The sequence below is a fragment of the Verrucosispora sp. WMMC514 genome, from assembly GCF_027497295.1.
GTDB classification, from domain to species: domain Bacteria; phylum Actinomycetota; class Actinomycetes; order Mycobacteriales; family Micromonosporaceae; genus Micromonospora; species Micromonospora palythoicola.
Window position 1 is genome coordinate 5,826,649 of the sequence record NZ_CP114906.1, and the last position, 13,944, is coordinate 5,840,592.

At 71.6% G+C, this 13,944-nt stretch carries 13 protein-coding genes; 5 read left to right on the forward strand and 8 right to left on the reverse strand.

Features of this window, described 5'->3' with window-relative positions; translation table 11 throughout:
* The first annotated feature begins 138 nt into the window (after nucleotides 1-138).
* Both O7597_RS27040 and O7597_RS27045 read left to right on the forward strand, forming a co-directional pair.
* Entirely contained in the window at nucleotides 139-1,035 is an 897-nt protein-coding gene (locus tag O7597_RS27040; RefSeq protein WP_269741497.1) for an MHYT domain-containing protein, read from the forward strand.
* A 41-nt stretch (nucleotides 1,036-1,076) separates the two neighbouring features.
* Nucleotides 1,077-1,490 (forward strand): type II toxin-antitoxin system Phd/YefM family antitoxin, encoded by a 414-nt coding sequence (locus O7597_RS27045; RefSeq protein WP_281581095.1) that lies wholly within the window; start codon nucleotides 1,077-1,079, stop codon nucleotides 1,488-1,490.
* 84 nt (nucleotides 1,491-1,574) lie between these two features.
* Here the strand turns inward: O7597_RS27045 and smpB are convergent, their stop codons facing one another.
* From smpB to O7597_RS27070, 5 genes are all read right to left on the reverse strand, one after another.
* Nucleotides 1,575-2,066 (reverse strand): SsrA-binding protein SmpB, encoded by a 492-nt coding sequence (smpB, locus tag O7597_RS27050; RefSeq protein ID WP_269741499.1) that lies wholly within the window; start codon nucleotides 2,064-2,066, stop codon nucleotides 1,575-1,577.
* Nucleotides 2,067-2,097: 31 nt separating this feature from the next.
* Nucleotides 2,098-4,452, reverse strand: coding sequence for a hypothetical protein (locus O7597_RS27055; protein ID WP_281581096.1), 2,355 nt, complete (start codon nucleotides 4,450-4,452; stop codon nucleotides 2,098-2,100).
* A gap of 105 nt (nucleotides 4,453-4,557) precedes the next feature.
* On the reverse strand, nucleotides 4,558-5,070 hold the full coding sequence (locus tag O7597_RS27060) for an NUDIX domain-containing protein (protein ID WP_269741501.1): 513 nt from the start codon (nucleotides 5,068-5,070) through the stop codon (nucleotides 4,558-4,560).
* 32 nt (nucleotides 5,071-5,102) lie between these two features.
* Nucleotides 5,103-7,169, reverse strand: a complete 2,067-nt coding sequence (locus tag O7597_RS27065; RefSeq protein ID WP_269741502.1) for a glycogen debranching N-terminal domain-containing protein — start codon at nucleotides 7,167-7,169, stop codon at nucleotides 5,103-5,105.
* Nucleotides 7,166-7,609 (reverse strand): SCP2 sterol-binding domain-containing protein, encoded by a 444-nt coding sequence (locus tag O7597_RS27070; protein WP_269741503.1) that lies wholly within the window; start codon nucleotides 7,607-7,609, stop codon nucleotides 7,166-7,168. Before O7597_RS27070 ends, O7597_RS27065 begins: the two co-directional genes overlap by 4 nt.
* Before the next feature lie 449 nt (nucleotides 7,610-8,058).
* Here O7597_RS27070 and O7597_RS27075 point away from each other — a divergent pair, with 449 nt between their 5' ends.
* Entirely contained in the window at nucleotides 8,059-8,379 is a 321-nt protein-coding gene (locus O7597_RS27075) for a TraR/DksA family transcriptional regulator (protein ID WP_269741504.1), read from the forward strand.
* A gap of 22 nt (nucleotides 8,380-8,401) precedes the next feature.
* On the opposite strand, the gene O7597_RS27080 is transcribed toward O7597_RS27075, so the two are convergent.
* Nucleotides 8,402-8,902: an ATP-binding protein gene (locus O7597_RS27080; protein WP_269741505.1), complete on the reverse strand. Its 501-nt coding sequence runs from the start codon at nucleotides 8,900-8,902 to the stop codon at nucleotides 8,402-8,404.
* Nucleotides 8,903-8,964: 62 nt separating this feature from the next.
* Complete coding sequence (locus O7597_RS27085; protein WP_269741506.1) at nucleotides 8,965-9,837, reverse strand: SDR family oxidoreductase; 873 nt, start codon at nucleotides 9,835-9,837, stop codon at nucleotides 8,965-8,967.
* 216 nt (nucleotides 9,838-10,053) lie between these two features.
* Here O7597_RS27085 and glpK point away from each other — a divergent pair, with 216 nt between their 5' ends.
* Entirely contained in the window at nucleotides 10,054-11,571 is a 1,518-nt protein-coding gene (gene glpK, locus O7597_RS27090; protein WP_269741507.1) for a glycerol kinase GlpK, read from the forward strand.
* Nucleotides 11,572-11,710: 139 nt separating this feature from the next.
* A complete protein-coding gene (locus O7597_RS27095) occupies nucleotides 11,711-13,036 on the forward strand; it encodes a carbohydrate-binding domain-containing protein (protein ID WP_269741508.1) in 1,326 nt (441 codons plus the stop codon).
* A gap of 21 nt (nucleotides 13,037-13,057) precedes the next feature.
* On the opposite strand, the gene O7597_RS27100 is transcribed toward O7597_RS27095, so the two are convergent.
* Nucleotides 13,058-13,855 carry a TetR family transcriptional regulator gene (locus O7597_RS27100; RefSeq protein WP_269741509.1) on the reverse strand — a complete coding sequence of 266 codons (798 nt, stop codon included), beginning with the start codon at nucleotides 13,853-13,855 and terminating at the stop codon, nucleotides 13,058-13,060.
* Nucleotides 13,856-13,944 lie beyond the last annotated feature (89 nt).

A 13,944-nucleotide genomic window follows, 5' to 3' on the forward strand; every position in this document is an offset into this window, starting at 1 on the left:
GGAACCGACGCATCGCTGCGTCACCGCCGCGGCACCCCCCGAATTGGCCAGGGGTCCTGTTGTGCCTGGTGAGAGCGTCGCCGATGATGTCATCGGCGCGTGCGCTACGCGCCGGTAGCAGCTCTGGGGGGAGCCCACGTGGCGGACATCAATCACTTTGAGTACGGCTGGATCACACCGGCGTTGAGCTACGCGCTGTCGGTGCTCGGTTCCATCCTCGGCCTGGTCTGCGCCGGCCGCATCCGGACCGCCACCAGCACGGGCCAGAAACTCTGGTGGGGAACCCTGGCCGCCTGGGCGCTCGGCGGCACGGCGATCTGGACGATGCACTTCATGGCGATGCTGGGCTTCGCGGTGACCGGCACGCGGATCCGCTACGACGTGCCGATCACGGTCGCCAGCGCGCTGATCGCGGTGGCGGCCGTCGGTCTCGGGCTGGCGATCGTCGGCACCGGTCGGCTCTCGGCGGCCCGGATCCTCGGTGGCGGCCTGTTCACCGGCGCCGGGGTGGCGGCGATGCACTACACGGGCATGGCGGCGATGCGGCTGGACGGCCGGTTGGTCTACGACGACCTCCGGGTGGGCCTGTCGGTGCTGATCGCCGTGGTCGCCGCCTCCGTCGCCCTCTGGCTCGCGGTGACCGTACGCAAGGGAGTGGCGATCTTCGCCTCGGCGCTGGTGATGGGGGTGGCGGTCAACGGCATGCACTTCACCGGGATGAGCGCCCTGTCGGTGCACCTGCACGAGGAACGGGGAGAGGTCACCGGGGCCGGTGTCGGTACGCTGCTGATCCCGATCGTGCTGCTGGTCATCTTCGGCGTGGTCGGTCTGGTGTACGCGTTGCTGGCCGCACCCACCGACGAGGACCGCGCCGCGCTCGCCTACCTGGACGCCCGGCAACGGCCGCAGCCGACCACGGCCGCCGCCGCGACACCGGACGTCAGCGCACCCGATCCGGTGGGGCTGCGCGCCCGGTCGACACTGGCCCGTCCCGGTGCCCAGTTCCCGTCCCGCCGGGACCATTCGTCGCGTTGACGGTCGCGGAAAGTGTCGTACCCGGCACCGACGATGTATTCATGGCTGTCCCCGCCCTCACTCCGCGAAACGCCCCGGCGCGCTCGCTGCCCCTCCGCGAGGCGCGCACCCGACTCAGCCAACTCGTCGCCATGGCCGAACTGACCGACTCGGTCACGGTGGTGACCCGCGACGGTGACTCCCGGCCGGTCGCCGCGATCGTGCCGGCGGCGGCCGCCCGCACGGTCGCCGAGGCCCGCGCCGACGCCGCCCGCCTGGCCGAGGTGACCGCCGGCTGGTCCCGACGACTCGACGCCCAGCGGCAGCAGAGCGGGCGTCGGCACGCCGCCGAGCTGCGGGCGGTGACCATGGCGCTCGCCGAGGTCTGGGCCGAGCTGGATCGGCGCTTCCCGCCGGGCAGCGATCCGGCGCTCACCCGGTTGCGTGCGGCGCACACCCAACTGCTCGCCGACTGAAACCGCTCAGGGAGACCGGCGCCGGTTTCCGCCGGGTTCCCGCCCGGGCTCGACCCGGTCCTGGGGGCGAGCCACGGCTTCGGCTCAGCGCCGGTCTGGGCGGCCCTTGAGCCGGCGGCCCAGCTCGCGGGCGATCTCCCGGTTGGCGTCGCGTTCGGCGAGCACCTGTCGCTTGTCGTACGACCGGCGTCCCTTGGCCAGGGCCAGCTCGACCTTCGCCCAGCCGCCGGAGAAGTACATCGACAGCGGCACCAGGGTGATTCCGCCCTCGCGGGTCCGGTCGAGGATCCGGGCGATCTCCACCCGGCGCAGCAGCAGCTTGCGGGTCCGCCGGGGTGCGTGGTTGGTCCAGCTGCCGTAGCCGTACTCGGCGATGTGCAGGCCGTACAGCATGATCTCCCCGTCGCGTTCCTGCGCGAAGGCGTCGACGAGCGAGACCCGACCCGCGCGCAGCGACTTGACCTCGGTGCCGGCCAGCACGATGCCGGCCTCGTAGGTCTTGAGCACGGCGTAGTCGTGGCGGGCCCGACGGTTGGCCGCGATCAGGGTCCGCTCGGCGCTGGAGGAGGTGCCCATCCGGGGAAGGATAGCCGCACCGTGGGAGGGTTCACGCCCGCTTGTCGTGCTCGCGCAGCCCGGCCCGCAAACGGCTCGCCAGCTCCGCCACCGCGGCCTCGAAGCGCGGATCGGATTCGCCGGGCCAGTGCCCGACGATCGGGTGCGGGACGCTGTCGCCGGGTGGCGGGACGACGCCGACCGGGTCGCGCAGCCGCCGGTCCACCGCGCCGGCGACACCGGACACCGTCGGCGGACGCTCCGGCCGGTGCGGCGAGAAGACCCAGCCTCCGATCGGGTCGGTGTCCCGCCACAGGTTGATCCACCGCCAGTTGACCCGGTCGCCCACGTCGCGGAGCACCTCGTCGCTGACGTAGGCCGGAAACAGGCGGGCGTAGAGCCGGCGCAGCGGTGAGCCGTAGGTCAGCAGCGCCAACCGGCCGCACACCTCGGGTGGCAGTTGCAGGATCGTGGCGGCGAGCAGCACCGAGCCGTGACTGTGCCCGGTGAGCAGCACTCCGTGACCCTGTGCGGTGAGGTACGCGATCCGTCGACCCAGTTCCGGAACCGCGCGCTCGGCGTAGCAGGGCGGTGCGAACGGATGCGCCAGCCGTGGCCAGAACGTCCCCAGATCCCACAGCACACCCACGTACCTGCGGAACCGGGACGTACGGTACGCGAAGACGCCGCCGACGAGCAGCGCGAGCAGCAGCGCCGCGATGAGGAAACTGCCCATCTGGATACCGAAGCTGGTCGCCGCGGCCGGAATGCCGGTCAGCTGCTGCACCGTGGTGTCCGGCGCCAGCCCCAGCATGCCGAGCAGGCTGCTGGGCATGCCCACCCCGACGACACAGGCGTACACCACCGCGAGTGACTCCAACCGTTCGGTGAACCGCGCCCGGGCGATCATGCGCTCGACCTGGTGCAGGCGGTACCGGGCGGCCGGCGGCGCGTCGGGAAAGTCGTGCGCGACGGTGGCCCGGGCGGTACGCATCCGGGGGATACGACTGGCCAGGCCGATGATCAGCGCCGCCAGCAGGGTGGCTGCCGCCGCCACCAGGAAGACGAAGATGGCCCACTTGTAGCCCAGCGGCGGGCTGATCTCCCGTTCACCGTCGGCTTCGGCACGGCGGTTGAGGAAATCGGCCACCCGGTAGACCAGGTCCGCGGAGATCGCCACCGCCAGCCCGGTCGCACTGGCCGCGATCACCGGCGCACCCAGCCCGCGCAGCGGTCCGGCGCCGAGCCCGTCACGGCCGAATCCGCGCCGCGCCTCATCGGGCTCGACACTGGGTACGGGCGCCGCATCGCGGCCGGCGTCGCCACGCTCGGACGGTTCGGGCCTGTCGGTGGTGTCCTGGCGTCGTCGGCTCCGGGCGATCAGCGCGCCGGTGCCGAGCAGGATCAGCAGGACCGCCTGGGAGGAGATGACCAGCCCGACGGCGGTGGCGTAGCCGGGCAGCCCGTCCCGGATCCGCCACGGAGTGGGGTCGACCGACACCGCGACCAGCACCACGGCGATCAGGGCGAAGGCCAGGTTGCGCAGCCCGCTGGAGATCCGGTCCGCGTACGAGCCGGTCGGCAGCAGGTCGACGAACCTGTGCGCGCAGACCAGCACGATGCTGACCACCAGCACCGCCCCGCAGACGACGGCCAGGGTCACGCTCAGCGGCGACGGGCCCGAGCCGATCCGGGCGGCGACCAGACCGAGGCCCAGGGTCATCAGCCCGGCGGCGCCGTGCAGTGAACAGAGCCGGTCCACGGTCGGCGCGCTGTCCCACTGACCCACGGCGCTGAGCTGGTGGCTGCCGGAGGTGCTGACGGGGGTGTGGAAGGCGGCGAAGTTGCGGCCGGGGCGGACACCGAGCAGCCAGACCAGCATGAGCGCGCCGAAGGGCAGCAGCGCGAAGACGGCCAGGGTCAGCCCGGTGGGTCGGTCGCTGAGCCAGGACAGCCACGGCCGCCCGGCCAGGCAGGAGGGATTCGGCACGCACCGCCAGGCGAGCAGGTCCAGCGCCACACCCATCGCCGCCAGCACGTACAGCATGGTGAGGCTGAGGGCGAGCAACCGGCACAACGCCTTCACCCCGGAATCGGACCTGTTCCCAGGGGGCGGCCGCATCCAGATCGCGACGTTGCACAGCATGAACGGCAGCAGGAACATCAGCGACAGCGTGCGGACGGTGGTGCCGGAGGGCAGTTCACCCCAGCGGTACGCCTCCAGCGTCACGCCCGCCGGTCCCCTGGTGTCCGGATAGCCCGGGCGCGGCCGGTAGAACCCGCCGTTGCGGTCCCCGGCGACCTGATGGCTGTGCGGACGGTCGAGGATCTGTTCGGCGTCGGCGCCGGACACGCCGTGCACCCGCAGCTCCACGACGTCGTCCGACGCCCCCGGCTGGCTGGTCATCGACCCCCCGGAACGTGTGCACCAACCCGACCCGGCACGGGCGCGACGTCCCGGTGCGGTCTCCCGGTCTACCCACCGAGCCGGCGAACACGCCTGCCCGGCCGGTCAGACCGGCCGGCGGGTGAGAAAGTCGGCCAGGACCTCGGTGTGGGTGGAGAAGGCCAGCTCGGTCGGCTCGGTCAGCACCAGCCACTCGGTGGCCTCCGCGGTCGGCGCCGACGGCGGAAGCTCCTCGGCGGGCCGGGCCGGCAGCTCTCCGAAGATCAGCATGGTGCCGCCGGCCGGCGCGCTCCGCACGGTGACCAGCCTGGCGCCGGCCGCCTCGGCACGCAGGCCGGTCTCCTCACGCAGTTCACGGACCAGGGCGTCCTCCCACCGTTCGCCGTACTCGATGAACCCGCCGGGCAGCGCGAGCCGCCCCCGGGCGGGTTCGATGTCGCGCCGGACGACGACCACGCCGAGGCCGGTGGCGGTCAGCACCGGCTGTACGGCCACCGCCACCGGCAGTGGGTTGCGCCAGACCTGCTGGCCACAGGTCGCGCAGAGCCGGGGCCAGCCGATCGGCGGCGGGTAGGCCGCGCCACAGTACGAACAATGCGAGTACGCCACGCCGCTCATGCCGCAGCACGTTACCTCGGACCAGTCGAGGCTCACCGGTTGGCGCTGTGCGCCACCGGCATGCCCGCCCGGGCGTTGCCGATCGCGTCCTTGCGCCCCCACCGGCCCGGAATGTTCAACAGTTCGATCCGGCCGAAGCGCGGGGGAAGCGCCGGGTGCACCACCAGGTGCTCGCCGTAGGGCTCCAGGCCGAGCAGGCTGCGCAGCAGCAGGAACGTGGCACCGGTCGCGGAGGCCTGCGGGCTGTTCGCGGCCGGGTACGGCACCGGGTACCGGGTCAGTTCGCGGTCGTAGCCGGCGAAGGCCTCCGGCATCCGTCCGGCGAAGTGCTCGGACGCCTCGATGACGGCTTCCGCGATCTTTCCCGCCTCCTCGACGAAGCCGTAGTGGCGCAGCCCGCAGGCGATCAGCGAGTTGTCGAACGGCCAGACCGTACCGACGTGGTAACCGAGCGGGTTGTAGCTGGCCTGCCCGGTGGCCAGCGTCCGGACCCCCCAGCCGGAGTAGAGCCGTGGCCCGAGCAGGTGGCCGGCGACGGCGGCGGCCCGGGAGTCGTCCACGATGCCACTCCACAGCAGGTGTCCCATGTTCGACGCCAGCGCGTCGACCTGGTCACCGTCGGGGCCGAGCGCCAGCGCGAAATACTCACTCCCGTCGATCCAGAAGTCGCGGTTGAACCGCCGCTTGAGCTCTTCGGCCTGCCGTTCCAGGCGGTCGGCGTACGCCGGGTCGCCCCAGAACTCGCGGGCCAGTCGGGCTCCGCGCCGCTTCGCGTCGTACGCGTAGCCCTGCAACTCGCAGGTGGCGCGCGGCAGCCCCGGCAGCCGGCCGTCCCGGTAACAGATGGCCTCCGGCGAATCCTTCCAGCAGTGGTTCTGCGCCCCGCTCGCGTCGTTGCGCGGCTGGTACCAGAGGTAGCCGTCGCCGCGCAGGTCGCCGTACTCGTCGATCCAGTTCAGCGCCGCGCGGGCGGCGTCCTCCAGATCGCGCACCAGCGAGGCGTCGCCGGTCCAGCGCTCGTACTCGTCGAGCAGCACGACGAACAGGGGCGTCACGTCCGCTCCGCCGTAGTACGGCGACTGGGGACGCTGCTCGAAGGCGGCCATCTCCCCGTACCGGAACTCGTTGAGGATCTTGCCGGGTTCCTCGTCCCGGAAGTCGTCGAGCACCGTGCCCTGGTCGATGGCGAGCAGGCGCAGCGTGGTCGCCGCCATCCGGGGCACGAACGGCAGTGTCTGGTAACAGGTGAGCAGGTTGTCGCGGCCGATGATGGTGGCCGACCAGGGCAACCCGGCGGCGAGCATGGTCTCGTGCGGCAGCGCCAGCGGAGAGAAACGCAGGCCGGCCAGGTCCGCCAGCCCTCGTCGGTAGGTCGTGCACAGCGGCTCCCAGTCGCAGTACAGCCGGGGTGCCTCGGCGATCCACTCGCTCAGGTCGTGGCGCAACTCGGTGCCCATCTTGCCGTGCGGGTGCCGCAGCCGCTCCCGGATGTCCGCGCCGTCCGGACGCAGCACCAGCGCCCGCACCCGCAGGGTCGTGCTCCACCGGCCCTGCCGGTCGACCCGGATCCGGAAGGTCAGCCCGTGCTCGTCGAACTCCGCCGGCTCGCTCGCCGAGACGTCGGTGACCCGGTGGAACTTCTCCCGCCGGTAGCCGAGCCGCAGGCCGTCCGCCGAGACCTCGCGGTAGCCGCGCAGCGCCGACGCGTGCGGCCAGATCACGTCGTAGACCGGGGCGAAGTCGCTGTCCACGTCGATACGCAGCACGTAGTCGACCGGGCCGTTGGTGTGGTTGAGCACGGTGAGGTGTTCGACGAAGGCGCTGTCGGAGATCCACCGGTCGCGGATCATCGAGACCTTCGCGTCGACGTAGTGGGTCGGATGACCGGGCACCAGGAAGAACCGGATCTTGTAGTAGCTCGGATCGTGCACGGCCAGTGGGTGCAGCCGTTCCCCGTCGAGCCGTACCCGCCAGGTGGACAGGAAGCGGGTGTCGAAGGCGAAGAACCCGGCCGGATTGGTGGGGCTGAAATCCATGTCGCCGTTGTCGTCGCTCAGCGCGAAGAGGTTGCCGTCGAGGATGCGGACAAGCTTCTTCACCGTGGCTCCCCCTCGCCGACCGGGGGGACCACGCCGTGCCGCGACGGCTGTCCGGGGTCGGCCAGCGCCCGGTGATTGCGGTGGACGGCCACCTCACGCGGGTGGTGGGCGTCGGGCGGCGGTGCGAACAGGCGCTCCAGCATGATGACGAACCGGAACTCGCCGTCGGCGGTGAAGTCGTTGCGCAGCCACGCCGACAGTGGCTTGACCTCGCCGCGGGCCATCCGGAGGAACAACTGCGCGTCGGCCCGGATCACCGTGTCCACCTCCGCGACGTCGTCGCGTGACACCGTGATCCGGCCCCGGTCGATGGTGACCAGCCAGTGGTCGACCCGGTCGGGATAGGCCAGGTCGAACCGAACGGTGCCGGAGACCTGCCGCAGCATTCGCCCCCCACCCCTGGTGAGACCGTCGAAGAAGTCGTGCACCGCCTCCGACATCCCGGACCTCCTGCGGGCTGTGCCCGGCCGACGAGGGCTGCTGCCGGGGCGACCCGAGCCGGCGGCGAAGCGCCGGTCAACCCCTCCGCCATGGTCACCTTAGCGGCTTTGATCCGCTCTGGTGCTGGTCTGTACTACTGGCCCACCTTCAGGTGCGCCCGGGCGTCCGAGCCGAGGGTCGGAGATCGGCGTTGGTTTCCGGCCGGCCGCCGCCTATGGTGGTCCGATGCGATCCGCCGTGCTGCTCAGCCGCGCCGCCGCCGTCCCGGCGGCGGCCGGTCTGCGCGTGCCGGGCGCGGCCACTCCGGCGCCCCGGTTCTCGGCACCGGCCGGTCACGGCCAGCCGCGCCCCGCCGGTCGCAGCCCTCCGGACACCGGGCACGGACACGTGACGGCAAGGGCGAAGCGTTCCGCTTCGGCCCTTTTTCTTTTCCGGAAAGGGAACCGACATGAGCGAACGGACCGACAGCCACGACCAGCAGTGGATCAGCGAGCTCGAAACGACGCTGCACCACGAGTTCGAGGCCCAGACGACCCGGCTGACCGAGTTGACGGCCGACACCGGCGATCCGGGGGAGGCGCACACGAATGCCGCGCTGATCGCCGCGACCCGGCTGAGCCTCGACCAGATCGCCGGGGCGCTGCGGCGCCTCACCGCCGGCGGCTACGGCAGGTGCGAGCGGTGCGGAACGGACATTCCCCGGGAACGCCTGGAGATCCTGCCGCACGCGCGGTTCTGCGTGCCGTGCCAGCAGAAGCAGCAGGGCTGACCGGGTGGACCGGCCGTCGGCCTTACGGGTGCGACGGCCGGTCCGTGGACACCTCGGGCGATCCGGTCACCGCGGGCGGCTCGACGCGCAGGCTGGCGGTGACGGTCGCGGTCAGGCCGTCGGGCCGGCGGGTCAGCGTCAGCGCCCCGGTCAGGTGATGGGCGAGCCAGAGGCCCCGGCCACCCGGGGTGTTCGTCGCCGGCAGGTGCACCGGCAGGTCCGCGCCGCGCTCAGGCCCGTGATCGGTGACCTCGCAGACGAGCAGGTCGGCCCGCCGGAAGAGGTCGAGTCGCCCCTGGCCCCCGCCGTGCAGCACGGCGTTGGTGACCAGCTCGTGCACGGCCAGGACGAGATCCTCGGCCACGTCGCCGGTGAGGCCGGCGGCGGCCACCCGGGCGGTGAGCAGGTGTCGTAGCGCTGTCACCGTCTGCGCGGTGAACGTCTCGGACAGCAGGGACGTGGCCTCGCCGCCGGGGGCCGGGTCGCCGGAATCCCGGGAGTCCGACGGGCCGAGGTTGTTCATGCAGGCAGATTACGTCGTCCGCGAAGATCCGCGACCTTTGCCGAGGGGCAACCATCTGGACGTTACTGGCCACCCTCCACCGACGTCCGACCGAAGGACCGGCCGAGACGGTGTACCTCCGCCTCCATCCGCTCGGCCAGCTCCGCGCCGCCGAACCGGTCGATCAGTCGGTCGGCGAACCCGCTGAGCACCACTGGACGCAGCGCCTGGACCAGGGCGATGGACCGGGGTACGTAGACCTTGCGTCGGCGACCTTCGATGCCGCGCAGCAGTGCCTCCGCGCACCGCTCGACACTGACCGTGGTGTTCAGCGGCCAGGGCAGCTTGCGCTGCGCGGTGTGGAACGAGGCGAGGTCGTCGCGGAAGTCGCGCACCAGGTCGGTGTCGATCCAGATCGGGTGGGCGGTGCCCACGGTCAGCCCTAACCGGCGGTTCTCCAGCCGCAGCACGTTGCCGAACTGTTCGACCCCGGCCTTCGACGCGCAGTACGCGGCCATCCCGGGCATGGCGGCGAAGGCCGCCGCCGACGAGACGATCAGGACGTGGCCCCGGGCGGCGCGCACGTGCGGCAACGCCGCGCTGACCGTGCGGACCACGCCGGTCAGGTTCACCTCGATGGTGCGGGCCAGGGCGTCGACCGGGCCGGTGGACACGGTGCCGATGTTGGCGATGCCGGCGTTGGCCACCACCACGTCGATGCCGCCGTAGCGCTGCACGGTCGAGGCGACGGCGTCGTCGAGGCCCGCCTGGTCGGTCACGTCGCACTCGTACCAGTGCCCGCCCACCTCGGCGGCGACCTGCCGCAACGGCACCGGTTCCAGGCCCACCAGGGCGACCCGGGCGCCCCGGGCGGCGGCCGCCCGGGCCAGTTGGGCGCCGATACCCCGCGCCGCTCCGGTGATCAGGATGGTCCGGTCGCGTAGATCTAACCGCATGCTGCGCTCCTGCTCCCGGTCGCCGCCAGCGACGACCCAGTGGTGGTCTGCCGAACGCTACCGGGCATCCGCCGGCCCTCCCACCCGGCGCCGCCGCGCCCGGCGGGCATACCCGCCAAGCCGCCCGCGCCAACCGTTCGTGGTGAGCGACGCGGAGATCGGGAAGGATCTACCCGAGGCCGCACCCGCAGCGAGGACCAGGACAAGGAGAACCGCATGGCTGACTTCGTCGGCGCCGTGGACCAGGGCACCACCAGCACCCGGTTCATGATCTTCGACCACGGTGGCAACGAGGTCGGCCGCCACCAGCTCGAACACCAGCAGATCCTGCCGCGCGCCGGCTGGGTCGAGCACAACCCGCTGGAGATCTGGGAACGCACCCAGACGGTCGTACGCACGGCGCTGAACACGCACAGCCTGGCCGCGGGTGACCTGGCGGCCCTCGGTGTCACCAACCAGCGGGAGACGACGGTGGTGTGGAACCGGCGCACCGGCCGGCCGTACTACAACGCCATCGTCTGGCAGGACACCCGGACCGACCGGATCGCCTCGGCGCTGGAGCGTGACGGGCGCGGCGAGATCATCCGGCGCAAGGCCGGCCTGCCGCCGGCGACCTACTTCTCGGGCGGCAAGATCCAGTGGATTCTGGAGCACGTCGACGGGGTGCGGGCGGCCGCCGAACGCGGTGAGGCGATCTTCGGCAACACCGACACCTGGTTGCTGTGGCACCTGACCGGTGGTACCGACGGCGGCATCCACGTCACCGACCCCACGAACGCCAGCCGGACCATGCTGATGAACCTGGAGACGCTGGACTGGGACGACGAGCTGCTGTCCATCTTCGGCGTCCCGCGCGCCATGCTGCCCCGGATCGTCCCGTCCTCCGACCCGGACGCCTACGGCGTCACCCTGCCCAACGGCCCGTTCGCCGGCCCCGTCCCGATCACCGGGGACCTGGGTGACCAGCAGGCGGCCACCGTCGGTCAGGTCTGCTTCGCCCCGGGCGAGGCGAAGAACACCTACGGCACGGGCAACTTCCTGCTGTTGAACACCGGACCGGAGATCGTCCGCTCCGAGGCCGGACTACTCACCACCGTGTGCTACCAGTTCGCCGGCCAGCCGCCGGTCTACGCGCTCGAAGGTTCCATCGCCGTCACCGGTTCGGCCGTGCAGTGGCTCCGCGACCAGTTGAAGATCATCAGCAGCGCGGCGCAGAGCGAGGACCTCGCCCGCCAGGTCGACGACAACGGTGGGGTCTACTTCGTACCGGCCTTCTCCGGTCTGTTCGCCCCGTACTGGCGATCCGACGCCCGGGGCGCGATCGTCGGCCTGTCCCGCTACAACACCGACGCGCACATCGCCCGGGCGACCCTGGAAGCCATCTGCTACCAGAGCCGCGACGTGGCCGAGGCCATGGCGCGGGACTCGGGCGTGTCGCTGGAGTGCCTCAAGGTCGACGGTGGGGTGACCGTCAACGACCTGTGCATGCAGTTGCAGGCGGACATCCTCGGCGTGCCGGTGAGTCGGCCCGTGGTCGCCGAGACCACCGCCCTCGGCGCGGCCTACGCTGCCGGACTGGCCGTCGGATTCTGGCGGGACACCGACGAACTGCGGGCGAACTGGAACGAGAGCCGGCGCTGGCAGCCGTCCTGGTCGCCCGAACAGCGGGCCACCGGCTACGCCGGCTGGCGCAAGGCGGTGCAACGCACGCTCGACTGGGTCGACGTCGGCTGACCGGCGCCGTACCCACCGGTCACGTTTCGTTGCGGTTAACGTCACTGCGTGTCTATGTTCCGGTGCCGGAATGCCCGGTCGGTCTGCCTTAGCATCCCGATGTCCGGCAGCCGCCGGAGGTGGCACAGGGAGGGCATCCATGCGGATCATGCGCGCGATCATGGCGGTCGTGGTCGTCCTGTCGGTCGGCGTACCAGCCGGCGCGGCACACGCGGCGTCACCGTTCACCGTGGTCAACGGTTCGATCCAACCGGCCACGGGCACGCCCCGGCCGTCGTCGGGCACCCACGCCACGCTGTGGCACAACGCCAGCTACGCGACGATCGCCGTGCCGGGCGCCGGGCGGCTGGTCGTCGGTGCGATCGGCGACCACTGCGACGGCTGGCCGACGCTACGGGTCAGGGTCGGCGGTGCGCTGGTCGGCGAGGTCACCGTGACCAGCGCCACCGACTACGGCGGCTATCCGGTCGGTGCCGAGCTGCCGGACGGTACCCACGACGTCCGGATCGAGCTGGTCAACGACCGGTACACCGGTGCGTGTGACCGCAACGCGCACCTGGCGTACGTGCGGACGCAGCCGCCCCCGGCGGTCGACCCGCGCTTCACCTTCGCCGTGGTGCCGGACACGCAGGAGGAGGTGCTGAACGCCCGCGACACCCGACTGCGTCAGCGCGTCGACTGGCTGGTCGCCCAGCGCACCACCCTCGACCTGCGCTTTGTCACGCACTCCGGCGACGTGGTCAACTACGACACCCCCGACCACGCGCAGTACGAACGGGCCCGCGCCGCGCTGCGTCCGCTGGAGACGGCCGGCCTGCCGTACACCCTCGCCGTCGGCAACCACGACACCCAGGCCGCCGGCCCGGACGGGGAACTGCGCACTCCCGCCGGGCGGTTGCTGCGCGACACGACGGTGTTTAACAGGTATTTCACCGCCGGGCGGTTCGGCGCGGTGGGTGGCCAGTTCGAGGCGGGCAAGGTGGACAACGCGTACGCCACCTACACCGCCGGTGGGGTGCGGTGGCTGGTGCTGAGCCTGGAACTGTGGCCGCGCCGGGCGGCCGTCGACTGGGCGAAGGCGGTCGTGGCGGCTCATCCCCGGCACAACGTCGTCATCGTCACCCATCACCACCTGGAGAGCGACGCCTCGATCGGTCAGTCGGCCGGCTACGGTTCGACCAGCCCGCAGTACGTCTTCGACAATCTCGTGCGGCGCTACCCGAACATCCGGTTCGTCTTCTCCGGGCACACCGGCACGGCGGCGTCCCGGGTGGACACCGGGGTGCACGGCAACCGGATCTACTCCTTCCTGCAGACGTTCCACTCCCGCAGTACCAACCCGGTGCGGCTGGTGGAGATCGACGCGACGGCCGACTCGCTGCGTACCTGGATCTACGCGCCGCACACCGACGAGCAGTTCCCGGCGCACGCGCGGACGTACGCCGGGATCGGCCTGGTCCGGTGACCTGCCGGCGGTGTCTCAAAACTATCTGGTAACTGTCTCGTTATCGTGGTCCGCGTCGAGGTGGCGGTAGACGGTGGCCCGCGAGACACCGAACTCGGCGGCGATCTCGTCGGCCGAGTGGGTGCCCGCCAGATGCATCCGACGGGCGGCGCGCACCTGTTCCGGGCTCATCGACTTCGGGCGTCCTGGCCGCCGCCGGCCCACCCGGCCCGGCCCGGCAGCGGTCGGCGCGTCGGTCACCGGCGCCGTCCGGTCGGTCGCTGCCGCCTCGGTGGGCGTCTCACCCAGTAGCCGGCAGGCGCCGTCGAGCATGTCTCCTCGCAGTACCGACGGGGAAACGTCGATCATGAACACCACCGGATCGCTGCACATGGCGATGGCCTGCACCGCCCGGACCCGATCCCGGCGTCCGGCGTCCGGTCCGGCGACGATCTCGTTGGCCCGCATGGCGATCTGCATCAGTCGGTGGTAGGTGCTGCCCCGGTCGACGAGCGCCAGGTCGTGGAAGAGCATGCCGAGTGGGCCGCGGTGCGCCAGCATGGTGTCCACCCAGCCCTCCAGCAGCGCCCATCTCGCCTGCCGACCGGGCAGCGCCCCGGCGGTGTCCAGCAGCGCCTCCAGATCACGGATCAGCGGCTCGGCGAGCGCGGTGAGCAGATGCGCCTTGCTGGGGAAGTGGTAGAGGATGGCGGCCTTCGTCAGCCGCAACCGTTCGGCGATCTGCCGCAGCGAGGTGCGTTGGTAGCCCTGCTCGGCGAAGAGGTCCGACGCGGTGCGCAGGATCCGGCTGCGGGTGCCGTCGGTCTCCTCCCAGGTCATGGCGTTCAGCGTAGTCGCTGCTGACCGCCGGACGGTGGAGTGCGCGGATCCCTTACCATCGGTCAGTGGCAGACACCGGCAACGACAGG

What these genes read in the sequence shown, in the direction of transcription:
- O7597_RS27055 (WP_281581096.1), bottom strand. Translation starts at nt 4,452, where the DNA reads ATGACCAGCCAGCCGGGGGCGTCGGACGACGTCGTGGAGCTGCGGGTG.
- O7597_RS27080 (WP_269741505.1), bottom strand. Translation starts at nt 8,902, where the DNA reads ATGAACAACCTCGGCCCGTCGGACTCCCGGGATTCCGGCGACCCGGCC.
- O7597_RS27085 (WP_269741506.1), bottom strand. Translation starts at nt 9,837, where the DNA reads ATGCGGTTAGATCTACGCGACCGGACCATCCTGATCACCGGAGCGGCG.
- O7597_RS27075 (WP_269741504.1), top strand. Translation starts at nt 8,059, where the DNA reads ATGAGCGAACGGACCGACAGCCACGACCAGCAGTGGATCAGCGAGCTC.
- O7597_RS27095 (WP_269741508.1), top strand. Translation starts at nt 11,711, where the DNA reads ATGCGGATCATGCGCGCGATCATGGCGGTCGTGGTCGTCCTGTCGGTC.
- smpB (WP_269741499.1), bottom strand. Translation starts at nt 2,066, where the DNA reads ATGGGCACCTCCTCCAGCGCCGAGCGGACCCTGATCGCGGCCAACCGT.
- O7597_RS27070 (WP_269741503.1), bottom strand. Translation starts at nt 7,609, where the DNA reads ATGTCGGAGGCGGTGCACGACTTCTTCGACGGTCTCACCAGGGGTGGG.
- O7597_RS27060 (WP_269741501.1), bottom strand. Translation starts at nt 5,070, where the DNA reads ATGAGCGGCGTGGCGTACTCGCATTGTTCGTACTGTGGCGCGGCCTAC.
- glpK (WP_269741507.1), top strand. Translation starts at nt 10,054, where the DNA reads ATGGCTGACTTCGTCGGCGCCGTGGACCAGGGCACCACCAGCACCCGG.
- O7597_RS27045 (WP_281581095.1), top strand. Translation starts at nt 1,077, where the DNA reads ATGGCTGTCCCCGCCCTCACTCCGCGAAACGCCCCGGCGCGCTCGCTG.
- O7597_RS27100 (WP_269741509.1), bottom strand. Translation starts at nt 13,855, where the DNA reads ATGACCTGGGAGGAGACCGACGGCACCCGCAGCCGGATCCTGCGCACC.